The 25,328-nt window shown below is 67.8% G+C and carries 21 protein-coding genes and 1 tRNA gene; 10 read left to right on the forward strand and 12 right to left on the reverse strand.

The annotated features are described in order from the left end of the window. The first annotated feature begins 65 nt into the window (after positions 1–65). The 5 genes from LMF57_RS14300 (at position 66) to LMF57_RS14320 (ending at position 5,225) form a co-directional block, all read left to right on the forward strand. Positions 66–1,772, forward strand: coding sequence for an alkaline phosphatase (locus tag LMF57_RS14300; protein WP_093820692.1), 1,707 nt, complete (start codon positions 66–68; stop codon positions 1,770–1,772). Further along, positions 1,769–2,314: a WG repeat-containing protein gene (locus LMF57_RS14305; protein WP_099843223.1), complete on the forward strand. Its 546-nt coding sequence runs from the start codon at positions 1,769–1,771 to the stop codon at positions 2,312–2,314. Before LMF57_RS14300 ends, LMF57_RS14305 begins: the two co-directional genes overlap by 4 nt. 459 nt (positions 2,315–2,773) lie before the next feature. Beyond that, entirely contained in the window at positions 2,774–4,060 is a 1,287-nt protein-coding gene (gene tilS / locus LMF57_RS14310; RefSeq protein WP_229290079.1) for a tRNA lysidine(34) synthetase TilS, read from the forward strand. A 36-nt stretch (positions 4,061–4,096) separates the two neighbouring features. After that, the gene (locus tag LMF57_RS14315; RefSeq protein ID WP_229290080.1) at positions 4,097–4,357 is read left to right on the forward strand and encodes an exodeoxyribonuclease VII small subunit; all 261 of its coding nucleotides are present in this window, start codon (positions 4,097–4,099) and stop codon (positions 4,355–4,357) included. Then, positions 4,347–5,225 carry a farnesyl diphosphate synthase gene (locus LMF57_RS14320; RefSeq protein WP_229290081.1) on the forward strand — a complete coding sequence of 293 codons (879 nt, stop codon included), beginning with the start codon at positions 4,347–4,349 and terminating at the stop codon, positions 5,223–5,225. The genes LMF57_RS14315 and LMF57_RS14320 overlap by 11 nt, the downstream gene beginning before the upstream one ends. Before the next feature lie 123 nt (positions 5,226–5,348). Here LMF57_RS14320 and LMF57_RS14325 read toward each other — a convergent pair whose 3' ends face one another. After that, positions 5,349–5,711 carry a DUF4870 domain-containing protein gene (locus LMF57_RS14325; RefSeq protein WP_089236364.1) on the reverse strand — a complete coding sequence of 121 codons (363 nt, stop codon included), beginning with the start codon at positions 5,709–5,711 and terminating at the stop codon, positions 5,349–5,351. An 88-nt stretch (positions 5,712–5,799) separates the two neighbouring features. After that, positions 5,800–7,167 carry a metalloprotease PmbA gene (gene pmbA / locus LMF57_RS14330; protein ID WP_229290082.1) on the reverse strand — a complete coding sequence of 456 codons (1,368 nt, stop codon included), beginning with the start codon at positions 7,165–7,167 and terminating at the stop codon, positions 5,800–5,802. Positions 7,168–7,235: 68 nt separating this feature from the next. Here pmbA and yjgA point away from each other — a divergent pair, with 68 nt between their 5' ends. Beyond that, a complete protein-coding gene (gene yjgA / locus LMF57_RS14335) occupies positions 7,236–7,826 on the forward strand; it encodes a ribosome biogenesis factor YjgA (protein WP_117310964.1) in 591 nt (196 codons plus the stop codon). A 41-nt stretch (positions 7,827–7,867) separates the two neighbouring features. Here the strand turns inward: yjgA and tldD are convergent, their stop codons facing one another. The 4 genes from tldD to LMF57_RS14355 all read right to left on the reverse strand — a co-directional run bounded on the left by tldD (position 7,868) and on the right by LMF57_RS14355 (position 15,365). Continuing rightward, entirely contained in the window at positions 7,868–9,313 is a 1,446-nt protein-coding gene (tldD, locus tag LMF57_RS14340; RefSeq protein WP_025879285.1) for a metalloprotease TldD, read from the reverse strand. Between the two features lie 63 nt (positions 9,314–9,376). After that, positions 9,377–13,246, reverse strand: coding sequence for a YhdP family protein (locus tag LMF57_RS14345; protein ID WP_229290083.1), 3,870 nt, complete (start codon positions 13,244–13,246; stop codon positions 9,377–9,379). 30 nt (positions 13,247–13,276) lie between these two features. Further along, complete coding sequence (gene rng / locus LMF57_RS14350; RefSeq protein ID WP_025879287.1) at positions 13,277–14,764, reverse strand: ribonuclease G; 1,488 nt, start codon at positions 14,762–14,764, stop codon at positions 13,277–13,279. Next, a complete protein-coding gene (locus LMF57_RS14355) occupies positions 14,757–15,365 on the reverse strand; it encodes a Maf family nucleotide pyrophosphatase (RefSeq protein ID WP_117310966.1) in 609 nt (202 codons plus the stop codon). The genes rng and LMF57_RS14355 overlap by 8 nt, the downstream gene beginning before the upstream one ends. Positions 15,366–15,495: 130 nt before the next feature. Here LMF57_RS14355 and LMF57_RS14360 point away from each other — a divergent pair, with 130 nt between their 5' ends. The 4 genes from LMF57_RS14360 to arcD all read left to right on the forward strand — a co-directional run bounded on the left by LMF57_RS14360 (position 15,496) and on the right by arcD (position 21,669). Further along, complete coding sequence (locus LMF57_RS14360; protein WP_229290084.1) at positions 15,496–16,233, forward strand: SIMPL domain-containing protein; 738 nt, start codon at positions 15,496–15,498, stop codon at positions 16,231–16,233. 219 nt (positions 16,234–16,452) lie between these two features. Beyond that, a complete protein-coding gene (locus LMF57_RS14365; protein ID WP_229290085.1) occupies positions 16,453–17,109 on the forward strand; it encodes an energy transducer TonB in 657 nt (218 codons plus the stop codon). 216 nt (positions 17,110–17,325) lie between these two features. Continuing rightward, complete coding sequence (locus tag LMF57_RS14370) at positions 17,326–20,139, forward strand: TonB-dependent receptor (RefSeq protein WP_117310969.1); 2,814 nt, start codon at positions 17,326–17,328, stop codon at positions 20,137–20,139. A 108-nt stretch (positions 20,140–20,247) separates the two neighbouring features. Then, positions 20,248–21,669: an arginine-ornithine antiporter gene (gene arcD, locus LMF57_RS14375; RefSeq protein ID WP_229290086.1), complete on the forward strand. Its 1,422-nt coding sequence runs from the start codon at positions 20,248–20,250 to the stop codon at positions 21,667–21,669. Positions 21,670–21,798: 129 nt separating this feature from the next. On the opposite strand, the gene LMF57_RS14380 is transcribed toward arcD, so the two are convergent. The 6 genes from LMF57_RS14380 to lptE form a co-directional block, all read right to left on the reverse strand. Beyond that, positions 21,799–21,875, reverse strand: a tRNA-Asn gene (locus LMF57_RS14380). A 22-nt stretch (positions 21,876–21,897) separates the two neighbouring features. Continuing rightward, the gene (gene rlmH, locus LMF57_RS14385) at positions 21,898–22,368 is read right to left on the reverse strand and encodes a 23S rRNA (pseudouridine(1915)-N(3))-methyltransferase RlmH (RefSeq protein ID WP_025879294.1); all 471 of its coding nucleotides are present in this window, start codon (positions 22,366–22,368) and stop codon (positions 21,898–21,900) included. Between the two features lie 63 nt (positions 22,369–22,431). Further along, positions 22,432–22,845 carry a ribosome silencing factor gene (gene rsfS / locus LMF57_RS14390; RefSeq protein WP_049467016.1) on the reverse strand — a complete coding sequence of 138 codons (414 nt, stop codon included), beginning with the start codon at positions 22,843–22,845 and terminating at the stop codon, positions 22,432–22,434. A 58-nt stretch (positions 22,846–22,903) separates the two neighbouring features. After that, positions 22,904–23,569 carry a nicotinate-nucleotide adenylyltransferase gene (gene nadD, locus LMF57_RS14395; protein WP_229290087.1) on the reverse strand — a complete coding sequence of 222 codons (666 nt, stop codon included), beginning with the start codon at positions 23,567–23,569 and terminating at the stop codon, positions 22,904–22,906. A 3-nt stretch (positions 23,570–23,572) separates the two neighbouring features. After that, complete coding sequence (holA, locus tag LMF57_RS14400) at positions 23,573–24,610, reverse strand: DNA polymerase III subunit delta (protein ID WP_229290088.1); 1,038 nt, start codon at positions 24,608–24,610, stop codon at positions 23,573–23,575. A gap of 12 nt (positions 24,611–24,622) precedes the next feature. Beyond that, entirely contained in the window at positions 24,623–25,198 is a 576-nt protein-coding gene (gene lptE, locus LMF57_RS14405) for an LPS assembly lipoprotein LptE (RefSeq protein ID WP_033831702.1), read from the reverse strand. Between the last annotated feature and the right edge of the window lie 130 nt (positions 25,199–25,328).

The following is a 25,328-nucleotide window of genomic DNA, read 5'->3' on the forward strand; positions in this document are numbered from 1 at the left end:
TCGGCGTGCCTTGCGAGGCCGGGCATAATGAACGTCCCGTTACACTTTGTGAGATCCCAGCGTCCATGCGTCGTTCCGTCTCCCTGTTGGCCGCCTGCGCCACGACCCTGCTGCTCGGCGCCTGCGCCAGCACCGCTCCCGCGTCCGCCCCGGCCGGCCTGAAGGTCACCGTTGCCCCCGTCGCCCACCCGGCCGGTGAAACCCCGCAGTGGTGGTACCGCAGCGGCGCTGCGCAGGCAGCGGCGAACGGCGCGATGGCTGGCAAGGCCAAGAACGTCATCCTGTTCCTGGGTGACGGCATGAGCCTGACCACCGTGGCCGCCTCGCGCATCTACGAAGGCCAGCAGAAGGGTGGCTCGGGTGAAGAAAACCTGCTGTCGTGGGAGCGCTTCCCCGCCACCGCGTTCAGCAAGACCTACAACACCGATTCGCAGACCCCGGATTCGGCCGGCACCATGACCGCCATCACCACCGGCGTGAAGACCCACATGGGTGCGATCGGCGTCAGTGCCGGCAGCCGCACCGACTGCGCCGACAGCCTGTCCAAGGGCCTGCTGACCTGGCTGCAGCTGGCCGACAGCGCCGGCCTGGCCACTGGCGTGGTCTCCACCGCGCGCCTGACCCACGCCACGCCGGCCGCAACCTATGCGCATTCGCCCGAGCGCAACTGGGAGAACGACACCGACCTGACCGAGGCGGCCAAGGCTGCCGGCTGCAAGGACATCGCCCAGCAGCTGCTGTCGACCTCGCGTTACGGCCGCGGCCCGCTGGTCGCCCTGGGCGGTGGTCGCGGTGAGTTCACCACCGTGGAAGAGCGCGACCCCGAGTACGACGACAAAGTCGGCCAGCGCCTGGACGGCCGCAGCCTGGTGCAGGAATGGCAGCAGGCGCACCCGCAGGGCGCCTACGTCTGGAACAGCAAGCAGCTGCAGGCCGCCGCCAACGCTCCGGCGATCCTCGGCCTGTTCGAGCCCGACCACATGCGCTACGAATACGAACGCCCGCAGGACCCGGCCGGTGAGCCGAGCCTGGCCGAGCTGACCGCTGCGGCGATCAAGAACCTGTCGCGCCATCAGGAAGGCTACGTGCTGATGATCGAAGGCGCGCGCATCGACCACGCCAACCACAGCGGCAACGCCTACCGTGCGCTGACCGAAACCGTGGCCCTGTCCGATGCCGTGCGCGTGGCCAACGAGCTGACCTCGGCCGATGACACCCTGATCATCGTCACTGCCGATCATTCGCACACCCTGAATTTCGTCGGCTACCCGGCCCGCGGCAATCCGATCCTGGGCAAGGTGAAGGACAAGGGTGGCGAAGACGGCGCCGGCAAGCTCGACTACGCGCTGGATGGCAACGGCCAGCCGTACACCACCCTGAGCTACGCCAACGGCCCCGGCCATACCGGCACCAGCAACCAGCAACCCGCCGGTCCGAAGCGTTACCCGCACAACCCCAGCAGCTTCGAGCCGGCCAACGGCCGCCCGAACCTGCACGACGTCGATACCGAGCATCCGGATTACATGCAGGAAGCGCTGGTACCGATGAAGTCCGAGTCGCATGGTGGCGAGGACGTCGGCATCTGGGCACGCGGCCCGGGCAGCAAGGCGATCCGCGGCACCCTGGAGCAGAACGCGATCTACCACATGATCGTGCAGGCCACCCCGGCCCTGCGCGATCGCCTGTGCCAGGCCGGCACCTGCGACGACAAGGGCGTACCGGTGGAACTGCCGGCACCGGCCACCTTCGAACGCAAGGCCGAGGCCAAGTGATGGCGCGGCCGGCACGCTCTGCTCTGGGGAGCCTCCGCCGTGCGCGCTGGCTGGCCCTGCTGGGCGTGCTGGCCAGCCCCTGGGCGTCGGCGCAGGGCCCGGCCTGCAAGGTCATGACCGAAGAGCACGGGTTGTGGATGCTGCCCGGCTGCGAGGTCGTCGATGACAAGCCGCAGATCAGCGCGGAGACCCTGCAGGATCTCCCCTACGACGGCGATGGCCTGGCGCTGGTACAGACCGCCGATGGCTTCCACTACGTCGACCGTCGCGGCCGCAGCCAGGCGGTGATCGCCTGGGACAACGGCGCAGACCCCCTGCAGGAAGGCCTGTTCCGCGGCCGCGTCGGCGATCGCGTGGGTTATTTCAACGCTGCCTTCGAGCAGGTGATTGCGGCCACCTTCGATTTTGCCTGGCCGTTCCAGGATGGCGTGGCCGAGGTCTGCAACGGCTGCCGCCGCGGCACGCCCGATGGCGACGGGCATACGCCGATGGAAGGCGGCGAGTGGTTCCGCATCGATCGTTCCGGTCGTCGAGTGAAGTAAGGGTTTTTCGGCAGGGCTGCGCCCTGCACCCGCCGACGCCAGGCAACGGCAACGGCCAAAGCAACAGCAGGCATTCCGTGGGATGGCGGGGTGGGCCCGGCCTTCGACAGTTTCCTGCGCTCTGTCGGAACGGGGTGACCTTCCCTTGGTGGGTGTCGACCTTGGTCGACACGGGAATGGCCCAGAATTTCATTCGATATCTGACAGATTTCATCCACGCATGGCGTGGATCTACTGGCCACCGGCCAACTGTCGGAGGCGGTGCACTGTGGGTTTGCGGGGTGTGAGCCGCATGGATGCGGCGACCAAGCCTCCATGGACGGATTCACGGCGTCCCCGCAAACCCACAGTGCACCGCCATCCCACGGAATGCCCGCTGTTGCCTTGGCTGTTGCCCTTGCATCGGCGGGTGCAGGGCGCAGCCCTGCCGACTCACCCACCCACCCTATACTTGCCGCCGTGACCGCCTTCCCCGCCCTCGTTCCGCTTGATGCACCGCTGCTGGTCGGCTACAGCGGCGGCCTGGACTCGACCGTGCTGCTGCACTGGCTGTGGCGATCAGCACAGGCGGCCGGCACGCCGCTGCGTGCGACGCACGTACACCATGGCCTGCAACCGGCGGCTGATGACTGGGTGCGGCACTGCCAGCAGCAATGCGCGGTGCTGGGCATCGAACTGGCCGTGCACCACGTGCAGGTCAGCCGTGATGACGGCCATGGCATCGAAGGGGCCGCCCGGCTGGCACGTCGCGCTGCATTCAGCGCCGAGCTGCAGGCCGGGGAAACCCTGGCGCTGGCCCAGCACCAGGACGACCAGGCCGAGACCTTCGTGCTGCGTGCGTTGCGCGGTTCGGGCATCGATGGGCTGGCGGCGATGACCGCTGACAGCCGCCTCGATGGCCATCGGCTGTGGCGGCCACTGCTCGATGTGCCGCGCAGCGCGCTACAGGCTTACGCGACGACACACGGCCTGCAGTGGATCGAAGACCCAAGCAACGGCGAAGACCACGCCGACCGCAATTTCCTGCGCCTGCGGGTACTGCCACTGCTGCGCCAGCGCTGGCCGCATGCCGCCGCCGCATTGGCCGGCAGCGCCGCGCATTGCGCGCAGACCCGTGCATTGCTCGATGAAGAAGACGCCGAACTGCTCGCTCACCTGGAAGTGGCACCCCGGATGCTGTCGCTGGAGCTGCTGCGCCAGGTTGCACCAGAGCGTGCTGCGCGCGTGCTGCGTGCGTGGGTGCGCCGCCATGGCGCAGCCCCGTTGCCGGCGCATGTGCTGCGGCAAGTACAGAACGAATTGATGGCCGCAGGCGCTGATCGGCAGTCGCAGGTGCGTTGGCAGCAGCACGCCATCCGCCAGTGGCGCCAGCACGCCTACCTGCTGCCGGCAGCGCTGCCGGTCCTGCCGAAGGACTGGCAGGCGGCATGGGACGGCCGCGCGCCGCTGCAGCTGCCCGACGGCGGCCAGCTGCGCCTGCTCGGCACGGACGGCTTCGAACACCCGCTGGACCTGCGTGCCCGCCAGGGCGGCGAGCGCATCGTGCTCCCCGGCCGTACGCATTCATCCGCGTTGAAGGATTGCCTGCAGCGCGAGCACCTGGCGCCCTGGCGACGTGCACAGCTGCCCCTGCTGTTCGACCAGGGGCAGCTGCTGGCGGCCGCCGATGTAGTCATTGCCGCATCGCTGCAGGCCTGGCTGCAGGCACGCAATGCGCAGTTGCAGTGGCATCCGGGCGGCTGGTGAATTGACCCTTGCGCGCGCGCCGTCCACACTTGCCGCATGGCCAAGAAGTCCCCCGAAAACGCCTCCCCGGTCGCCCGGTTCGAGCAGTCGCTCGAATCGCTGGAACAGCTGGTGGAGCAGATGGAAACCGGCGAGCTGAGCCTGGAAGCCTCGCTCAGTGCTTACGAACGTGGTGTTGGTCTGTACCGCCAGTGCCAGCAGGCGCTGGAGCAGGCCGAACTGCGCGTGCGCCTGCTCAGCGATCCGGCCCAGCCCGAAACCGCCGAACCCTTCGATCCGCCCAGCCATGACGGCTGAGGCGTTGTTCGCGCGCTGGCGCGACCGTATCGAAAGCCAGCTCGACGCCGCCCTGCCCTCACCGGCCGAAGCCCCGCAACGCCTGCACCAGGCGATGCGCCATTCCGTACTCGGTGGCGGCAAGCGCATGCGCCCCTTGCTGGTCTATGCCGCCGGCCAGGTGCTCGGCGCGCCCCTGGACAGGCTTGATGCCGCGGCGATGGCGGTGGAACTGATCCACGCCTACTCGCTGGTGCACGACGACCTGCCGGCGATGGACGACGATGCCCTGCGCCGTGGCAAGCCCACCACCCACATCGCCTTCGACGAAGCCACCGCGATCCTCGCCGGCGACGCCCTGCAGACCCGTGCGTTCGGCCTGCTCGCCGATGCACCGCTGCCGTCGGCATTGCGCGTGGCGTGCCTGCAGACCCTGGCCCATGCCTCCGGCGCGGCCGGCATGTGCGGCGGCCAGGCGCTGGACATCGATGCCACCGGCCAGCAGCAGTCGCTGGTAGCCCTTACACGCATGCATGCGCTGAAGACCGGTGCGCTGATCCGCGCTGCGGTGCGCATGGGCGCGTTGTGCGGTGATGCGCCCGAACCCGTGCTGGCCCAGCTCGACGGTTTCGCCGATGCGCTCGGCCTGGCCTTCCAGGTCCGCGATGACATCCTCGATGTCGAAGCCAGTTCCGAGCAGCTCGGCAAGACCGCCGGCAAGGACCAGGCCCAGGACAAGAGCACCTTCCCTGCCCTGCTCGGCATGGACGGCGCCAAGGCGCAGCTTCGCGAACTGTCCGCACGCATGCAGCAGGCGCTGGCTGGCTATCACGAAGAAGCCGATGCGCTGCGCGCGCTGGCCACGCTGGCCGTGGAACGCGATCACTGACTGCAGGCATGGATCTGCCACGCTGAGCGTCCGCCGTGCATGGCCCGGCGCTGCCCTGTGCGCCATACACGGAAACGCCCGGCATTGCCGGGCGTTTCTTTCTGCGTCGTTGATCGTTGCCGCTTACTTGATCAGGCGCAGCGCGAACGGGTAACGGTAGGCTTCACCGTTGTTCGCCTTCACCGCAGCGATGATGCTGAAGACCAGGCTGAGCAGGCCGACGATCGGCGCCAGGAACGCACCGATGACCACGAAGGTCAGGATGATGCAGGCGAACATCGCGATGGCGACGGTGATCTGGAAGTTCAGCGCCTCCTTCGACTGGTCGGTGACGAAGGCCTTGCTGGCGTCATCCTTGTTGATCAGCCAGATGACCAGGGCGCCGATGAAACCGGTGAAGATGCCCAGCAGGTGCGCTGCCAGGGCCATGGTGCGCTGGTCGGCCGGTACGCTGGTCGCCGCCGGGACGTTCTCGAATTCGCTCACGACAAAACTCCTTTTTTATTGGGTGGTCTTGACCGACCGGCGGCAAGCCGGTCGCGTCAGGCGGGCCTAGCTTACGCCATCAATGGCATCAATCATTGCCGGCGATCGTCATCCGTCCCACCAGGATCGAGCCGGTGCGGATATGCGAACGCGTATCGACGTCGCTGCCGACCGCCTCGATGGCCATGAACATGTCCCGCAGGTTGCCGGCGATGGTGATGCCGTCCACCGGATACTGGATCTGGCCATTCTCCACGCGGAAGCCGCCGGCGCCGCGCGAGTAGTCGCCGGTCACCCCGTTCACCCCCTGCCCCATCAGTTCGGTCACCAGCAGGCCGCTGCCCATCTGCGCGGCGATGTCCTGCAGCGAACCGGCATTGGCCGCCAGCTGCAGGTTGTGCACGCCGCCGGCATTGGCGGTGGTCTGCAGGCCCAGCTTGCGCGCCGAATAGCTGCCCAGCACGTAACGCTGCAGCACGCCGTCACGCACCAGGGCCGAGGCACGCGTGGCCACGCCGTCGCCGTCGAAGGCGGCCGAGCGCAGGCCACGGCGCAGGTGCGGCAGCTCCTCGATCTGCATCCAGTCGGGGAACAGCTGCTGGTCGACGCTGTCCAGCAGGAAGCTCGCTTGGCGGTACAGTGCGCCGCCGGAGACCGCCGACAGCAGGTGGCCCACCAGGCTGCGCGCCACTTCCGGCGCGTACAGCACCGGCATGCTGCCGGTCGGCAGCGAACGCGGCTGCAGGCGGGCGATCGTGCGCTCTGCGGCGCGGCGACCGACGCTGGCCGGATCTTCCAGGTCCTCGCGGGCCAGCGCGCCGGTGTACCAGCCGTCGCGCTGCATGCCATCGCCGGTGCCGGCGATCAGCGCACAGCCGATCGAATGATGGGTTCCGCGCTCGCGGCCGATGAACCCATGCGAATTGGCGTAGACCGACACGCTCTGCATGCTCGACACCGAGGCACCATCGGAATTGCGGATCTGCGCATCGGCTTGGCGGCCCGCGGCCTCGCAGGCCAGCGCCAGGTCCACCGCGTCGTCGGCCTGCAGCTCCCAGGGGTGCCAGCCATCCAGTTCGGGGAAGTCGCGGGCCATCAGGTCGGCCTCGGCCAGGCCGGCGGCCGGATCGTCCTCGGTATGGCGGGCGATCGCGCAGGCCTGCTCGACGGTGGCCAGCAGGCTGGCCTCATGCAGGTCGGCGGTGCTGGCACTGCCCTTGCGCTGGCCGAAGTAGACGGTCACGGCAATGCCGCGGTCACGGGTGGACTGCACGGTCTCGACCTCGCCGAGACGGACATTGACCTCAAGCCCACGGTCTTCGCTGCAGCTGACCTCGGCCTGGCTGGCACCCAGGGCGCGGGCACGCTGCAGCAGCTGCTGGGAGATGTCGGCCAGCCGTTCCAGCCGGGCCGGGCTGTCGTCGCCGACGGCGACTTCAGGGGCGATCACGTTCAATGCTTTATCCTGTGCGGGTTGGGCCCGGCATCACGCCGGGCGACTTTTTTTGAAATCAGGTATGGACGATGCGCGGACGCGACGAAGAAACCGGTGAATTCCACGACAAGAGCCGCAGCCAGAACCGGCGCGATGCGCTCGATGTCCTGGCCCTCGGCGAGAAGCTGGTGTCGCTGACCCCGGCCCAGCTGGCGCGCCTGCCGATCCCGGAGGACCTGCTGCCGCACATCGCCGAGTGCAAGCGCATCACCGCCCATATCGCGCACAAGCGGCAGCTGGCGTTCCTGGCCAAGCACATGCGCCGCGAGGACGATGCCACGCTGGACGCGATACGCGATGCGCTGGATGCCAACAGCGAAACCGGGCGCCGCGAAGTGGCGATGATGCACCGTGTCGAAGACTGGCGCGAACGCCTCATGAATGAAGGCGACAAGGCGCTGGCCGCGCTGCTGGATGACCATCCGCAGGCCGACCGCCAGCAGCTGCGCACGCTGGTGCGCAACGCCCAGGCCGAAAAGGCCAAGAACAAGCCGCCACGCGCCTACCGCGAGATCTTCCAGGTGCTGCGCACGCTGATGCTGCCGGCCGCGCTGGGCCTGAAGGTATCCGGTGAGGACGCCGAGGCAGACGAACCGGTCGACGACGCCGAAGAGGACTGAGTCCCCGTCGGGCATGGCGGTGGCTGTGGCCATCGCCGTGCTCAGGCCTGGGTACCGCCGACGGTGATGCCCTCGATCAGCAGCGACGGCTGGCCGACACCGACCGGCACACTCTGCCCGTCCTTGCCACAGATGCCCACGCCCTCGTCCAGGGCCAGGTCGTTGCCGACCATGCGCACCTTCTGCATGGTTTCCGGGCCATTGCCGATCAGGGTCGCGCCCTTCACCGGCGCGGTGATCCGGCCGTCCTCGATCAGGTAGGCCTCGGTGGCCGAGAACACGTACTTGCCGCTGGTGATGTCGACCTGGCCGCCGCCGAAATTGACCGCGTACAGGCCCTTCTTCACCGAACGGATCATTTCCTGCGGGTCATGCTGGCCGGCGCGCATGTAGGTGTTGGTCATGCGCGGCATGGTCATGTGCGCGAACGATTCGCGACGGCCGTTGCCGGTCGGCGCAACGCCCATCAGCCGCGCGTTGAGGCTGTCCTGCATGTAGCCGACCAGGATGCCGTCCTCGATCAGCGTGGTGCACTGGGTCGGGTGGCCTTCGTCATCGATGTTGAGTGAACCACGGCGTCCGTCCAGGGTACCGTCGTCGACGATGGTCACGCCCGGGGCGGCCACGCGCTCGCCGATCCTGCCGGCGTAGACGCTGGTGCCCTTGCGGTTGAAGTCACCTTCCAGGCCATGGCCGACCGCCTCGTGCAGCAGCACGCCCGGCCAGCCCGGGCCCAGCACCACCGGCATCACCCCGGCCGGCGCCGGCACCGCTTCCAGGTTCACCAGGGCCTGCCGCAGCGCCTCGCGCGCGAAGGCTTCCGGGCGGCCGTCGGCAAACAACGCTTCATAGCCATAGCGACCGCCGCCGCCGGCATAACCCGACTCACGGCGGCCGTTCTGCTCGACGATCACCTGCACGTTCAACCGCACCAGCGGGCGCACGTCGGCGCCCAGCACACCATCGGTGCGGGCAACCAGCACGGTGTCGACGCCACCGGACAGGCTGACCATCACCTGCTTCACGCGCGGATCGGCCGCGCGCAGGTAGCCGTCCAGGCGCTTGAGCACCTCGACCTTGGCTTCGTTGCCGATGCCGTCGATCGGATCCAGCGCCGGATACAGCACGCGCGCATCGCCGCGCAGCAGCGAGCGTCCGGTCTGTGCGCCGCCTTCGCGCGAGATCGCACGTGCCGACTGCGCTGCGGTCAGCAATGCACCGGCATGGATGTCATCGGAATAGGCAAAGCCGGTCTTCTCGCCGGCAATCGCGCGCACGCCCACGCCCTGCTCGATGGAATGGGCGCCGTCCTTGACGATGCCATCTTCCACGCTCCAGCTTTCGCGCCGGGCGTGCTGGAAGTACAGGTCGCCGAAGTCGACACCGGGGCCGAGCAGTTGGCCGAAGGTGCGCTCCAGGCCAGCGGTATCCAGGCCACCGGGGCGCAACAGGCGATCTTGGGCAAGCGTCAGGGCGTTGTCAGTCATGGTCTCGATCTGGGGGTGTGAAGGCGGTCAGGCAAGGCCGCCCTGGGGAAACGGGGGCCGCGCTCAGCGCGGTGGCGGTGGTTCGGTGACGGTCGGCGGCACGGCCGGCAACGGCGGCAGGCGCGGCGGCGGTGCGGGTACTGGCGCACGTTCGCGGCTGCGCTCGATCACCTCCACCTTGGGCTCCTTCCAGGGGCCGGTCACCTTGTAGGTGCGGGCACCGATCTCGCCCAATGGCTTGGACAATACCGCATTGGTGGCTGCACCCAGCGCTGCGCCCACCGGGCCGCCGGCCACCGCGCCGACCACGGTCAGCAGGTTGCCGGCGCGCGGGTTGACGTCGATGGTCTGGTCGAACTGCTGTTTCCGCAGGTCGGCCTGGCCATGGATGGTGATGTTTGCTGCCGGCCCTTCGATCAACACCTTGTCGGTACGGGCCATGCCCTCGCCGAACTGCACGCTGCCCTCGACCTGGTTGAACGCGAAGCCCTTGGAGAAGAAGTCGCGGAAGTCGAACATCAGCCGCCGCGGCAGCTGGGTGACGCTGAGCAGGCCCAGCACGCGGCCGGCCCCCGGCTCCAGCTCCAAAAGCTGGCCATTGCGGGCATTCACATCGAGCTGGCCCTGCAGGTTGCCAAGCTGGAAGTCCGACGGACCGCCGGGCCACGAGGCCTGCAGCTGGGCGTGGCCGGAGCCGCCGCGCAGCTGGCCGCCGTAGTCGAGGTTCTGCAACAACCCGCCCAGGTCTTCACTGCGCACCTGCGCATCAAGCGCGGTTCGCGAACCGCCACCCTTGCCGAGCCAACGGCCACGGATGTCGATCTCCTGGCTGGGGGCGCGGAACTGCAGTTGTTCCACGCTCAGGCCATTGGCGATCGGCCGCGTACGCAGCACGGCCTGGCCCAGCACGACCTTGCCGAACTTCAGGTCGGCGATGTCCAGTGCGAACGGCGGCAGCTTGGCCGGGTCCATGTCGTCGGCACCGGCCTGCACCCGCGCCGGTGCCGCCGTGGCTCCGGGAAGGGTCGGCAGCGATTGCCAGTACACGCGCTCGAGCTGGCCGCTGATGGTGCCGCCATCGGCGTTGGGTACATTCAACCTGCCGGCCAGCGAGGGGCCATCCAGGCGCACGTCCAGCGCCTGCGGGCCGGGGTGCAGCTGCAGGCGGGTCTGCTCGAACACGCCGCCGATCAGCATCAGCTGGCCGACCTGCACGTCCACCGCGCGCAGCGGCATCGGGTCGCCATCGCCACCGGCGCCACGGGCCAGGCCGATCCATTCCAGCGCATCCAGGGTCGGGCTGCGGCCATTGATGGTCAGCCCGCTGGGCGGTGGTTCGCGGTCAACGTGGTCGCTGCCCAGGGTGACCTGCACGCCGGTCTGGTTGTTGTGGCTGCGCGCGGCCAGCGCCAGGCGCTGGCCGAACGCCACGTCGATGCGGCCGGCGCCCATCGGCAGCTGTGCGGCCACGGTGGTCGGCAGCGGTTCGTTGGCCGGCTTCTGCAGCGGCGCCGGCAGGTCCAGGCGGGTGCCCAGCAGATCCGAGCGCAGGCGCAGCTCGCTGGGCGGCGCTGGTGTACCCGGCGCGACCTTCGGCAGGTTCACCGCGATGGTCCACGGCGAGGTGCCGTTGATGTAGGGCTTCAGCCAGGCCATTTCCGGTGCGCGGTCGATCAGCACGCCCGCATCGAGCGTGGCGGCCAGTTCCGATTCGAAGGCCAGCTTGGGGTCACGCACGAAACCACCGGCGCGCAGGCTCAGCCGGCCGTCCTGGCCGAGGTGGCGCACGGCCAGTTCCTCGGCGGCGAAGCCGGCGTTGCTGTAGCGGGCCTGCCCACGCATGTTGTCGAATTCCAGCTGGAAGCGCTTGTCGACCAGCTTCAGCCCGGCCAGGTCCACCGTGCCCTGCAGGTGGCCACCGCCCTGGTCATGACGCAGGGGCTGCAACAGGTCGAAATGCACGTTGGCCGGCCCGCTTGCCGCGAGGTTGTCCAGGGTGTCGCCGTAGTCCTTGTGCAGCGGGCTCTGCCGCAGCATCGCCAGCAACTTGCCGGCATCGCCCTGGCTGTCGGCGCGCACGTACAGTGGCTGCTGGCCGAAATCCTGGATGCCGGCTTCGAACGTCTGTACCGCCACGCCGGCCAGATCGCCGCGGCCCTGCATGTGGAAACCGGGCCCAATGAAGGCGACATCGGCGTCCACCTGGCCCATCAACGGCCAATCGTGCTGGAAGCGGATGTCACCGTTGCTGATGTGCCCAGTGGCTTCGAAGCGGCCATCGTTGTTGTCGAACGGCCAGTCGTCCAGGTCACCACTGACCAGGCCGATGCCGTTGCGCACCTGGCCGCCGGCCAAGGCCATGTCCAGCCAGTCGGTGGCGCCCTTGCTCATCCTGGAATGAATCCAGAAACGCTTGGCCGCGGTCATCGGTACGTCGTCCAGCTTGGCCGCCAGCTGCATCCACGGCCGGGTGCCATCGCCCTGGAACCAGAGACCACCGCGCACGTCGGCGGCGTAGTCGGTGCCTTCCACACGCATCGCCGGGGTGCCGATGCGCCAGCCACCGGCCTCGTCACGCCAACCGACGATCTGCCCGGCCAGGTGCAGGTCGTGACGCACGCCGAAACCGGTGGGCCAATCGAACTGCAGCTGGCGCTGGGGTTGCAGCTGCAGGCTGAAGCCGTTGGCATCGCCCTCGAAACGGCCGCCCAGGCCGCGCAGGCCCGGCGAGTTGCCAACACTGGCAAAACCCAGCGACCGCAGTTCGCCCTGCACCCACAACGGGCCATCCTGCTGGCCGCGCAACTGCAGCTGCGCCACGTCCAGCTGCGGCTTGGCCAGGTACAGCCAACGCCGCAGGCCCGCATCCAGCCGGTCGCTGAGCGCCAGCGCGCGCAACGCGGTACCCGCCTGCGCTGCTGCGGCCTGCACCTGCATCTGCTTGCCCACCCGCAGTTGCAGCCCGTCCAGCTGCTGCTGGCTGCCATCGGCCTGCAGGCGCAGGCGCGGCACCTGCAGCGCCCAGCCTTCTGCCGTCCGCTGCCAACGCAGGCGCGCCTGCAGCCGTTGCAGTTGAATCTGCGGGCGCGCCACGCCAGGCATCGGCGCGCCTTCGACACGCAGGTCGCGCAGGTCCGAATCGGTGGTCAGCGCCACCGGGGCGAAATCACGCAGGGTCAGCCACAGGTTGAGCTCGCCCTTGCCCTCGCGCAGGCGCATGCCGCCGGCCGCCAGCAACGGCGCCCAGGCACGGAAATCGATTGGATCGGCGCCTACCCAGGCCTCGCCGTTGCCGCGCTGGCGATCCAGGTCCAGCACCGCCGTCAGCGGCAAGGCGTCGGTCTGTGCCCAGGCACGCACGCCCACCCGCAGGCGGTCGCCATCCACGCGCAGGCGCAGGTCGATACGTGGCAGGGTGGCATCGACACCCAGTGCTGGCGCATGCACGCCGAGGCGGCCACCAATCACCTGCAGTTCGCCCAGCCGGCGCAACGCATCCAGCGGATCGCCGCCAGCGCGGGACTGCGGCAGGCCGCGCACCGACCAGCGGCCATCGGCGGCCTGCTGCAGGTCCAGCGCCAGGCCACGCAGGCGCAGTTCGGTCAGCGAGCGGCCCGGCAGCAGGCCGCTGTACATCGATACCAGCACCTCGGCATCGCCGATGGCCAGGCCCTGGCCCGCGCCGATGCGCAGACCCTTCAACTGCAGCAGTGGACCACGTCGGGTCCAGGCGGTGTCCAGGCGTTCAAAGCGCACCGGTTGCCCGGCGCGCGTGCTCAGCCAGGCCGCGATCCGGTCCGGATGGCGCTCAGCCAGCGGCAACAGCTGGCTGAGGGTGCCGACCAGCAGGGCAAGCCCGACCAGGCCAACCGCGCATGCGGCGATGAAATGACGGCGGATCCTTCGCAGTCGCAGGCGCGGCGGCGCGCTCATCGGCCACCGAAGGCAGACAGCCGGCCTGGATCAGAGCAGAACAACATCGAACTGCTCCTGCAGGTACTGCTCGTCCGCCTGGAAGCGGATGCTCTTGCCGAGGAACTCTTCCAGCTCGGCCACGGCCGTGGATTCCTCATCGGTGATCCGCGCCACCACCTTGCTGGACGCGATCACCAGCAGGCGCGCGGCATCGAACTGGCGCACCGCACGGGTGATCTCGCGGAAGATCTCGTAGGTCACCGTTTCGGTGGTCTTGATGGTGCCGCGGCCACTGCACTGCGGGCAGGTTTCCGACAGCTGGCGCTCCAGGCTTTCCACCGTGCGCTTGCGCGTCATCTCCACCAGGCCCAGCGGCGAGAAGTCGTACACCGTGGTCTTGGCATGGTCGCGGGCCAGCGCCTTTTCCAGGGTACGCAGTACCTGGCGGCGGTGTTCGGCGTCATCCATGTCGATGAAGTCGATGATGATGATGCCGCCCAGGTTGCGCAGGCGCAGCTGCCTGGCCACCGCCTGCGCAGCTTCCAGGTTGGTGCGGAACACCGTCTCTTCCAGGTTGCGCTGGCCGAGGAACGAGCCGGTGTTGACGTCGATGGTGGTCATCGCCTCGGTCTGGTCGATCACCAGGTAGCCACCGGATTTCAGAGGTACCTGCTTGTCCAGCGCACGGCCGATCTCGTCCTCGACCCCGAACATGTCGAAGATCGGACGATCGCCGCTGTACAGCTCGATCTTCTCCGCCAGCACCGGCATGTACTTGGCCACGAACGCCTGCAGCTGGGCGAAGGTCTCCTTCGAGTCCACCTTGACCTTGTCCACGTCCTTGCGGATCAGGTCGCGCACCGAACGCAGCGGCAGGCTCAGGTCTTCATAGATGTTGCTGCACGACGCCGCCTCGCGGCCGCGGCGCTCGACCACGTTCCATACCCGTGACAGGTAGGCGATGTCTTCGGCGATGGCCTCGGCCGGCTGGCCCTCGGCATTGGTGCGCACGATGTAGCCGTAGCCGCCGTGCTGGGCCGACAGTTCGGTCACCAGCGCCTTCAGCCGCGCGCGCTCGCCTTCGTCCTCGATGCGCGCCGACACGCCCACCACCTTCGACTGCGGCAGCAGCACCATGTAGCGCGAGGGAATGCTGATCTGGGTGGTCAGGCGTGCGCCCTTGGTCCCGATCGGATCCTTCACCACCTGCACCACGATGTCCTGGCCGTCGCGCAGCAGCTCCACGATCGGCACGCTGGATGGCGGCGGCAGGGTCGTGTTCTCGGTATCGGCGCTGGCCACGGGCGCCGGCCGCACCACGTCGTTGGCGTGCAGGAACGCGGCGCGCTCCAGGCCCACTTCGACGAATGCCGCCTGCATGCCCGGCATGACCCGTTGCACCTTGCCCTTGTAGATGTTGCCGACCACACCCCGGCGCCAACCGCGCTCGATGTGCAGCTCCTGCAGCATGCCGTTCTCGATCACCGCGACCCGGGTTTCGCGCGGGGTCACATTGACCAGGATTTCCTCAGACATCGGCAGCCTCCCTGGCGGCATCAGCAGTTGGGGCCAGCACGCCGCAGCGGGCCAGCAGACGATCGGTATGCAGCAACGGCAGCCCCATGACACCGGAGTAGCTGCCGGAAAGGTGTTCGATCCAGCGCTCGGCACCGCCCTGGATGGCATACGCACCCGCCTTGTCCAGCGGCTCGCCGGTGGCGACGTAGGCGGCGATGTCGGCGGACTCGATCGCGGCGAAGGTGACCTCGGAAACGACCAGTTCGCTGTCCAGCCCGCGCGCGTCCACCACCACCACGGCGGTCATCACCTGATGGGTGCGCCCGGCCAGCCGTGCCAGCATCGCCCGCGCGTCGGCCGCGTCGACCGGCTTGCCGAATACTTCGCCATCGAGCACCACTTCGGTATCCGAGCCCAGCACCCGCGCCTGCGGGTCATCGGCCAGCACCCGTGCCAGGCCGGCGCGCGCCTTGTCGGCGGCGACCCGGCAGACATAGTCCTGGGCACTTTCAGAGGCCGCGCGCTGCTCGACAACCTCCAGGTCCAATGCCTGGAAAGGGTGTCCGAGTCGGGCCAGCAGCTGGTTGCGTCGGGGGGAGCGGGAAGCAAGATAGAGCATCGACACAGCATAACCTGACGCCGGTACCTGAATCGTCGGACAATCCTCCCTGGGCGCCTGCAACCCCGAACGGACTCACAACGCGTTCATCGCTACGACACCACCCTCACCGCCACAACAAGGAGATCCCATGCGCCGCACCGCCACCCCGCTGCTGCTTGCCCTGTCCCTCGCTCTTGGAGCTTCGATGACCGCCCATGCCGCCCCGTCGTTGCCGTCGATCGCCGCCGCGGCCGAAGGCACCCTGCTGAACATCTCGGCCAACGCCGAAGCCACCCGCGTGCCGGATGTGGCCTCGCTGTCGGCCGGTGTGGTCACCCAGGCCGCCGACGGCAACAGCGCCATGCGCCAGAACGCCCAGCAGATGGACAAGGTGCTGGCTGCGATCAAGGCCGCCGGCATCGCCGAGCGCGACGTGCAGACCAGCGGCGTCAGCCTCAACCCGCAGTACCGCTATGCCGACAACGAAGCCCCGAAGATCACCGGCTACCAGGCCAGCAACACCGTCAGCCTGAAGGTCCGCGACATCGCCAAGCTGGGCAAGGTGCTGGACGCGCTGGCCGCGCAGGGCGCCAACCAGATCAACGGCCCGCAGTTCGAGATCGACCAGCCCGAGCCGGTCTATGACGAAGCGCGCCTGGCGGCGCTGAAGAAGGCCCAGGCCCGTGCGCAGACCTATGCCAAGTCGCTTGGCCTGCAGGTGCGCCGCATTGTCAGCATTTCCGAGAACGCCGGTGGCGGTTTCCGCCCGATGCCGATGATGCGTGCGCAGGCCGCCGGCATGGCAATGGACAAGGCCACCCCGGTCGCCCCGGGCGAGTCGACCGTCTCGGTGAACCTGGACGTGGTGTTCGAACTGGGCCGCTGAGGCGCCTTCCGTTCGACCGACGGCGCCCTGCGGGGCGCCGTTTTCGTTTCCACCGCCGCCGTGCCGGCAGCGTTACATGAAGGGCAGCTCAACGCTGCCGCCCCTGCCTCTAGGCAGTGGTGGAGGCGGCACGCTAATGATTGACTGCCAGCCGCGTGCGGCAACCCCGATGGCGGCCCTGGTGCGTTGAGGACTTCGACACTGGCATGGAGGTGGACCATGGTTCGTACGTATCCCGTAGTACCCCTGCACTTCGATCCCGCCCGCGTTGCCGCCTGGAGTGCGGCCATCGCCCTGCATCTGCTCGCGTTCCTGTTGTTGCTGATCCCGGCGACCTACCAGGCCATCACCGCGCTGCCGCGCGATCAGACCACGGTACGGTTCATTCCCAGGGAAGAGCCCAAGCCGATCGAGCCGCTGCCGGTGCCGACCGACCCTGAAAAGGTGGAGGTGATGCACAAGCGGCAGGCCACGCCGGTGCCCGCACCGCTGCCGACGCCCACCGCGACCGTCGAGGAGGCCCAGGGCATCATCCTGCCGGCGGCCGAGCCGACCGCAGTGCAGGCTGCGCCGACCATTGCCCCGTCCACGCAGCTGGCCGGCGCCCAGCTGCAGTACCGCAGCAACCCACCGCCCAGCTACCCGATCCAGGCCCTGCGCAATCACGAACAGGGCACGGTGCTGCTGCGGGTGGAGGTGGACCCCAGCGGTCAGCCGGTGAACGTCAGCATCGAACGCAGCAGCGGCTCGCGCAGCCTGGACCAGGCCGCCCGCCAGCAGGTGCTGCGGCACTGGCGTTTCGTGCCGGCCGAGCGTGATGGCATGGCCGTTCCCGCCATCGGCATGGTGCCCGTGCAGTTCTCCCTGCCCGACTGAGCCACGGACCGGCCCGGCAAATCGCCGGGCCGGTCACAACGGTTAATGGGCCGGAACAGGGCCAATCTGCCCGGTTATTTGAACTTCGTTGGAAAACCGTTACGAATTCAGTAGAACTTCACACCTCCGTCACCTGCCGGAAACCTAGATTGACGCGTCCCGGGACACACCGGAGACGGCCCTCAATGCTCGAGTTTTCCAGTCAGGAGAGAAGCTGTGAAACACCCGATCCAACGGCCCGCCAGCCGCCGCCGCAACCACCTGGCAACATCCATCACCCATATCCTCACCGGCGGCGCCCTGCTGCTCGCCGGTGCCTTGGCTTCCTCTTCTGCTTTCGCGCAGGAACAGGCCACCAACCTTGACCGGATCACCGTCACCGGTTCGAACATCCCGCGCACCAACACCGAGACACCGTCGCCGGTGCAGGTGGTGACCCGCCAGGAAATCGATCGCACCGGCAAGACTACGGTGGCCGAGTACCTGCAGACTCTGACTGCCGATGGCGCCGGCTCCATCCCCAAGACCTTCGGCAACGGCTTCGCCGGTGGCGGCGCGGGCATTTCGCTGCGCGGTCTGGGTGCCGGCTCCACGCTGGTGCTGTTGAACGGCCGCCGCATGGCGACCTACGGTCTGGCCGATGACGGCCAGAAGGTGTTCACCGACCTCAGCACCATTCCCCTCGACGCTGTCGAGCGCGTGGAAGTGCTGAAGGACGGCGCCTCGGCGATCTATGGTTCCGATGCCATCGCCGGCGTGGTCAACATCATCCTGCGCAGCGACTTCCAGGGCGCGATCCTGCGCGGCTCCTACGGCATTTCCGGCGACGGCGATGGCGATGCCAAGAAGGCCACCCTGACCGCCGGTACTGGCGATCTGGCCACCGATGGCTGGAATGCATTCTTCAGCCTGGACGTCGGCAAGTCCGATGCCATCAAGATCAGTGACCGCAAGAACCGCAAGTGGATCGGCACCGGCGATATCCGTCGCTGGGGCTACGACGCTGCTGACGCGCAGTTCCTTGGCGGCGCCTATCTGTCCGGCGGCACTGCCGGCGGCACTGGCCCGAACGGTTCGGTGTTCGACGACCGCAACGTGGATGATGACAATCCGGCCTTCCTGGTGGCCCTGCCCGGCTGTGCTGGCCTGACCACCATTCCCGGCCAGACCGACGCTACCGCGCAGGCCCAGGGCTGCCTGTGGGATCCGGCACAGCAGTACCGCGACCTGAGCCCGGAAGAGAAGTATGTGAACGTGTTCGGCCGCGCCAGCTTTGCCTTCGGTGAAGGCGGCGAGGTCTATACCGAGATCGGCTACTCCAAGAAGGAAACCATCTTCAACAATACGCCCTCCGGCACATCCGGTGGCTGGGGCTACCCCGGCGGCCCGGTCAATGCCAGCAGCGGCCCTGGTGCGGTGGTGCTCAGCCCGAGCCACCCGGACAATCCGATTCCCGGCCAGGCATCGCGCCTGCGTTACTCGGCCTGGGATGTCGGTCCGCGTGTAACCAACAACACCAATGAGTTCAACCGTTTCCTGGTGGGTGTGAAAGGCAACTGGGGCGAGTGGAGCTACGACACCGCCTACCTGCACTCGGGCACCGACCTGACCAACAAGCGCACCGGCTTCCTGCGCTACAGTTCCGTGCTCTGTGCACTGGGCAACCCGAACTGCGCCGGCGGCGTCTGGCGCATCGGTGACAACGCCAGCCAGAACTCGCAGGCGCTGTACGACTACATCTCGCCGACCATCAGTGCCCGCGCCAAGTCCAGCCTGGACATGTTCGACTTCACCATGTCGCGCAGCCTGATGGACCTGAAGGGTGGTCCGCTGGGCCTGGCGTTCGGCACCGAATGGCGCAAGACCAGCAACAGCCTGACTCCGCAGACCTATACCGACCAGGGTGACATCATCGGCCTGGGCTATTCCGCCTATGACGGCACCCAGAACGTGTACGCCGGCTACGTCGAACTGTCGGCCCCCGTGCTGGAGCAGCTGGAACTTTCGGCAGCGCTGCGCTATGACAAGTACGAGAGCGGCGAAGGCAAGGCCACGCCGAAGCTCGGCGTGAAGTTCACTCCGGCCGACTGGATCGCGCTGCGTGCCAGCTACGCCGAAGGCTTCCGCGCCCCCAACCCGGCCGAAAACGGCGACGGTGGCCTGGCCGCCTTCTCCAACGCCCGCGATCCGGTGCGCTGCGCCATCGATCCGGACAACGAGTGCACCGCACGCTCGGTGGCCATCATCACCCGCCCCAACTCGGGCCTGAAGCCGGAAGAGTCCAAGAGCTACTCGGTAGGTATCGTCCTGCAGCCCACGTCCAGTACCTCGCTGACCGTGGATGCGTGGGAGATCAAGCGCACCAATGAAATCGCCCAGGGCAGCACCGCCGATGCGATCGCTGCCGGCAACGTGCTGCGCGACAGCAACAACATCGGCGGTGTGGCCAACAGCGGCACCATCCTGGCGGTGAATACCCAGTATGTGAACGCCAACTCCTCGCGTGTCCGCGGCATCGACACCGACGTGCGCCAGACCTTCGACCTCGGTCCGGGCCAGCTGGAAATGGACCTGCAGTGGAGCCACATCCTGAAGTTCGAGCGTACCGAGGGTGACACCACCGTCGACTACGTCGGTACCCACGGCAACTGCGATGTGACCAACTGCATCGGCACCCCGCAGGACAAGATCAACTTCGGCACCACCTGGAAGCAAGGGCCGTGGAGCATCAGCGGCGTGGTCAACTACATCGACAGCATGGACAACAAGGATCGCCGCGGTGGCGACTACCTGGCGTTCTATGAAGACGGCACGCCGGTGGAGAAGATCTCCTCGTTCACCACCTTCGACCTGTCCGGCCGCTGGAACATCACCGAAGCCTTCGAGCTCAACGCCTCGGTGCAGAACGTGTTCGACCGCATCGCCCCGCTCGACCCGACCACCTACGGCGCGGTCAACTACAACCCGCTGCACTTCAGCGGTGCGATTGGCCGTTACTTCACCGTCGGTGCCAAGTACACCTTCAACTGATCCTCGAAGGCGATTCAATGCAAAGGCCCGGGCTCACGCCCGGGCCTTTGCTTTTTTCCACACGCGGCAGCGTCCATCATGGGCACCCCGACACCTGCGCCGCGCCTGATGCCCTCTTCCAACCAACGCCTTGGCCTGGCTGCACTGACCGCACTGGTGGTCGGTTCGATGGTCGGCGCCGGCATCTTCTCGCTGCCGCAGAACGTGGCGCGCAGTGCCGGTCCAGCCGCCGCGCTGATCGGCTGGGCGGTCAGCGGTGCCGGCATGCTGATGCTTGCCTTCGTGTTCCAGGCCTTGGCCAATCGTCGCCCCGACCTGGACACCGGCATCTATGCGTATGCGCGCGAAGGCTTCGGCAACTACATCGGATTCTCCGCCGCGTGGGGCTACTGGGTCGCTTCGGTACTGGGCAACGCCAGTTTCTTCGTACTGATCTTCAGCGGTCTCGGCCACTTCGCACCGGTGTTCGGCGAAGGCAATACACCGGCCGCCATCGCCGCATCGTCGCTGTTGCTGTGGACCGTGCACCTGCTGGTGCTGCGCGGCCTGCGCACCGCGGCAATCATCAATGGCCTGGTCACCGTGGCCAAGCTGGTGCCCATCGCGCTGTTCCTGATCCTGGCGGCCGGCGCATTCCGCATGGACGTGTTCCGCGCCGACTTCTTCGGCGCTCCCGCGCTGGGCGACATGGGCCAGCAGCTGCGCGGGATGATGCTGGTCACCGTGTGGGTATTCATCGGCATTGAAGGTGCCAGCATCTATTCGCGGCGCGCGGCACGACGCGCCGATGTCGGCCGCGCCACCGTGATCGGCTTCATCGGCGTGTGGCTGCTGCTGGTGCTGGTCAGCCTGCTGTCGATGGGCGTGCTGTCGCAGGCCGAACTGGCCGGCCTGCCCAATCCCTCGATGGCCTATGTGCTGCGCGCGATCGTTGGCGAATGGGGCGCGACGGTGATCATCATCGGCTCGATCATCTCGGTGCTGGGCGCGCTGCTGGCGTGGGTGCTGCTGTGCGCCGAAGTGCTGTTTGCCGCCGCTGGCGATGGCACGATGCCGGCCTTTCTCGGCCGCGAGAATGCGCGCGGCGTGCCCGCCAATGCGCTGTGGTTGAGCAATGGCCTGATCCAGTTGTTCCTGCTGCTGGTGCTGTTCAATTCGGGCAGCTACACCAGCCTGGTGCTGCTGGCGGCGTCGATGAGCCTGGTGCCGTACTTCCTGTCCAGCGCATTCGGCGTGAAGCTGGCCTGGCAGGGCGCGGCCTACGCCAGCGCGGCCGGCGCCCGCTGGCGCGACTTCATCGTCGCGCTGCTGGCCAGCGCCTATGCGTTGTGGCTGGTGTATGCCGGTGGCATGGACAACCTGCTGCTGTCGGTACTGCTGTATGTGCCAGGCCTAGTGCTGTACGCATTGACCCGGCGCCAGCGTGGCGAGCGGGTTTTCACCCGCTGGGAAGGGGTGTTGTTCGGCGCGATCCTGGTGGTGGCGATTGCTACGCTGGTGGCGTTCGCCCGTGGCGCGCTGACCCTGTAGTGCCGTGTCTGTTGTCGGAGGATCTCGCGCCATGCATCCACGCATGGCGTGGATCCACCGCCGCACGCGATTGCACGGCACGACGCCAACAAAAAAGGCCTGCATCTTGCGATGCAGGCCTCTTGAATGTGGCGCCCGAAGTTGGACTCGAACCAACGACCCCCTGATTAACAGTCAAGTGCTCTAACCGGCTGAGCTATTCGGGCAGACCGCCAGTATAACGACTCTTCACGCGCGATGGTAGGGGTGATTGGCCAACATCGCAGCAGCGCGATACAACTGCTCGGCCACCACCAGCCGCACCAGCATGTGCGGCAGCGTCAGCGGGCCGATCGACCACTTTTCGTCGGCCAGCGCAGACACTTCCGGCGAGTGCCCTTCCGGGCCGCCGATCAGGAACGCCAGGTCCCTGCCCTGTCCACGCCAGTGTTCCAGGCGCTGCGCCAGCTGTTCGGAACTGAGCTGGCGGCCCGGTACGTCCAGCGCAACGACATAGGCATTCTTCGGCAACGCAGCGATCACCCGCTTGCCCTCGTCCTCGGTGGCGCGGCGTGCATCGCGACCTTTGCCACGCAGGCCGGGCTCGATCTCCACCAGCTCGAAGGGCAGCCAGTGCGAGAGCCGCTTCTGGTACTCGGCAAACCCCTGCGCCACCCAGCTGGGCGCGCGTTCGCCGGTGGCGATCAGGCGGGCTTTCATCCACATTCCTCCAAAACGTCGACGGCGCCATCGGCGCCGTCGAAAACCGCATCAACGAATGGCTCAGGCCACTTCGTCGTCTTCATGGGACGGCGGCTGGTCGCCAACGGTCCACAGGCGCTCGAGCGCATAGAACTCGCGCACGCGCGGCAGCATCACGTGCACGATGACGTCGCCCAGGTCGACCAGCACCCATTCGGCTTCACGCTCGCCTTCAACACCCAGCGGCATGACGTCGATGTTCTTGGCAAAGCGCACGACTTCGTCGGCGATGGACTTCACATGGCGGGTCGAAGTACCCGACACGACCACCATGTAGTCGGCGACGCTGGACTTGCCGCGTACGTCGATCTCGACCGGGTCCTTGGCCTTCAGGTCTTCGGTGGCTTGACGGACGCTGGCCAGCAGTTCCGGCACGGAGGGCGGCGGGCTGGGCAGATCGACCTTGATGGTCTGGGGCTGGGTCTGGTTGCTCAAAGCGGGTCGACTCGATAAACGTGGGGGCGATTATACGGGCACAGCGCGGCAACCGTATTCACGAGGTGCGGGAGCGGTACAGGCCGTGGCCAGAAACGTAGTCGGCCACCGCCGGTGCCAGCATGGCCCGCCAGGGGCCGCCCGCAGCGATCTGAGCGCGCACGGCACTGGCCGATTCCACCCGCAACGGATGGTGCAGGCGCAGGATGCGGCCGGCCGGGCTGGTGAACAGGGCCTGCTCGTTGTCGGCCCAGCGCCCCTCGGTGGCCTGGCCCAGCGCGCCGTCGACACTGGCCCGCAGCGGGCTGCCGGGCCGCTCGGCAACGATGAAATGGGCCAGACCGAACAGCGCCTGCCACTCGTGCCAGCTGGGCAGGCCCAGCAGGCTGTCGGCCCCCACCAGCCACGCCAGCGGGCGGCTGGGGCCAAGTTCGGCCCGCAGTTCGCGCAGGGTATCGACGGTATAGGAAGGTCGGCCAGGGAAGCGCTCGGCCCGATCCAGCTCATGACGGTCCAGCAGCAGGCCCGGCTCATCGCCGATGGCCAGGCCGAGCATGCTGCAGCGTTGCTCGGCGGTCGCGCCCGGTACCGCGCGATGCGGCGGGTCGGCGGCAGGCAGCATGCGCACCGCCACCTGCAGTTCATCGCGCGCGGCGCGCGCGATTGCCAGATGGCCCAGATGCACCGGGTCGAAGGTGCCCCCGTAATAGATCCGCAGGCTCATGGATCAGGCCCGGGCGAGCAGACGCACCGCGCGCGCTTCGGCCACCGCCACCAGCAGGCGCTCAAGTGCAAGCCAGGCATCGCCGTCTGCGCGGCCCTTGGCGATGCGGTCAACCAGCCCTGCTTCGGCCACGAAACGCTCCCAGCGCTTGCCTTCCGGGTGCCGCTGCAGCGCGCGCTTGTAGGGCGCCTGCCGCGATTCCCAGATACCCCGGGATTTCATCTCCGTCGCCAGATTGCCGCCACGTGCCTGTACCCGTGCCAGGCCGGCACCGGCCAACAGCTCGCGGATCACGATCGGCATCAGCGCGGCGACGGCCTCGCCTTCGCCGCGCAACCCGGCCAGCATCCTCAATACCGCCTGGGGCTGGCCGGAGAAGGTGGCTTCCACCAACCGGAACACGTCGTAGCGGGCAGCATCGGCCACCAGCGACTCCATCCGTTCCACGTCCAGGGTCTGGCCGTCGGCCAGCAATACGAGCTTGTCGATCTCCTGCGCAGCCGCCAGCAGGTTGCCTTCCACGCGCTCGGCCAGGCGCTGCACAGCGGCCGCCTCGGCGCGCAGGCCCCTGCTGCGCAGGCGCCGTTCGATCCAGTCCGACAGCTCATGCGGCTTGATGGCCCAGGCCACCGACAGCACGCCGACGCGGTTCACCGCCTCGGCCCATTTGCCTTGGTGCGCCTTGCTCCATTCGTTGGCGGTGATCATCAGGATCACGTCCGGCGCCGGGTTGGCGCAGAACCGGCTGATCACCTCACCGCCGTCCTTGCCCGGCTTGCCGCTGGGCAGGCGCACTTCCACCAGGCGGCGGGCACTGAACAGGCTGGGGGCATTGAAGCTGGCGTCGAGCTGGTTCCAGTCGAAATCACGGCCATCGGCATCGAACACTTCGCGCTCGTCGATGCCGGCCGCACGTGCACGGGCACGCACGGCATCAGCTGCCTCCAGCACACGCAGCGTTTCCGGACCGGCGATCAGGTAGACCGGCGCCAGCGCCGTGTCAGCGCCCTGCCCGGCCAACTGTTCCGGTCGCAGTTCCATCAGGCGCCCGGCTCAGTGCTGGACGGCGGGTGCGGGCTCGACCGGATCGTGCTCGACCGGCTTCGGCGCCGACAGGCTGCCGCCCTTTTCCAGTTCGGCGCGGACCACGCTGTCGATGCGGCGGATGATCGAAGCAGACATTTCCCGGCGCAGTTCATCGGCCAGGATCTCGCGTTCGGTGGTGGTACCGGTAGCGTCGGTCGGCGGCGACACGTAGTCGCGCGACAGTTCGATCACCTGCTGCGGCACCAGCTCGCTGCCGTCTTCGCGGCGGAAGATGAAGATCACCGCATAGCGCAGGCTGTATTCCTGCGCGCGGCCCTGCGAGTCGATCGCGATGGGCAGGTCGCCCCAGCGCTCGGACAGCACCTGCAGCTGGGCATTGGGGCCCTCGCTGTCCTCATCGGCCAAGCGCGCACCGGATGCCAGCAGGCTGCGGTTCAACAGCTTGACCAGTTCGCTGTAGGGCGCGGTGGAGACCACCTTCACCGGCGCCGTGTCGGTCGGCAGCATCAGCTTGTTGCGCAGGTGGAAACCGCAGCCGGCGAGGCCGAGGACGAGAACGAGGGCAAGCAGGATTCGGGTCATGGAGACAGTCTGGCGGAGCCGGGCGATCACGGCAACAGACAGGGTGCCCGAGGCCGCGTGAACGCAGGGCCATCGGCCGGGCGTGCCCGGCGTGGCGACAACGCACCGACCGCCACGATGGCGGCCGGTG

The organism is Stenotrophomonas sp. SI-NJAU-1, assembly GCF_020883215.1.
GTDB lineage: Bacteria > Pseudomonadota > Gammaproteobacteria > Xanthomonadales > Xanthomonadaceae > Stenotrophomonas > Stenotrophomonas indicatrix.

Bases quoted from the DNA above. Each gene is read 5' to 3' on its own strand.
- LMF57_RS14315 (WP_229290080.1), top strand. From the start codon at position 4,097: ATGGCCAAGAAGTCCCCCGAAAACGCCTCCCCGGTCGCCCGGTTCGAG.
- LMF57_RS14320 (WP_229290081.1), top strand. From the start codon at position 4,347: ATGACGGCTGAGGCGTTGTTCGCGCGCTGGCGCGACCGTATCGAAAGC.
- LMF57_RS14360 (WP_229290084.1), top strand. From the start codon at position 15,496: ATGCGCCGCACCGCCACCCCGCTGCTGCTTGCCCTGTCCCTCGCTCTT.
- LMF57_RS14355 (WP_117310966.1), bottom strand. From the start codon at position 15,365: ATGCTCTATCTTGCTTCCCGCTCCCCCCGACGCAACCAGCTGCTGGCC.
- rng (WP_025879287.1), bottom strand. From the start codon at position 14,764: ATGTCTGAGGAAATCCTGGTCAATGTGACCCCGCGCGAAACCCGGGTC.
- rlmH (WP_025879294.1), bottom strand. From the start codon at position 22,368: ATGAAAGCCCGCCTGATCGCCACCGGCGAACGCGCGCCCAGCTGGGTG.
- lptE (WP_033831702.1), bottom strand. From the start codon at position 25,198: ATGACCCGAATCCTGCTTGCCCTCGTTCTCGTCCTCGGCCTCGCCGGC.
- tldD (WP_025879285.1), bottom strand. From the start codon at position 9,313: ATGACTGACAACGCCCTGACGCTTGCCCAAGATCGCCTGTTGCGCCCC.
- arcD (WP_229290086.1), top strand. From the start codon at position 20,248: ATGCCCTCTTCCAACCAACGCCTTGGCCTGGCTGCACTGACCGCACTG.
- holA (WP_229290088.1), bottom strand. From the start codon at position 24,610: ATGGAACTGCGACCGGAACAGTTGGCCGGGCAGGGCGCTGACACGGCG.
- LMF57_RS14365 (WP_229290085.1), top strand. From the start codon at position 16,453: ATGGTTCGTACGTATCCCGTAGTACCCCTGCACTTCGATCCCGCCCGC.
- nadD (WP_229290087.1), bottom strand. From the start codon at position 23,569: ATGAGCCTGCGGATCTATTACGGGGGCACCTTCGACCCGGTGCATCTG.
- LMF57_RS14300 (WP_093820692.1), top strand. From the start codon at position 66: ATGCGTCGTTCCGTCTCCCTGTTGGCCGCCTGCGCCACGACCCTGCTG.
- yjgA (WP_117310964.1), top strand. From the start codon at position 7,236: ATGCGCGGACGCGACGAAGAAACCGGTGAATTCCACGACAAGAGCCGC.
- LMF57_RS14345 (WP_229290083.1), bottom strand. From the start codon at position 13,246: ATGAGCGCGCCGCCGCGCCTGCGACTGCGAAGGATCCGCCGTCATTTC.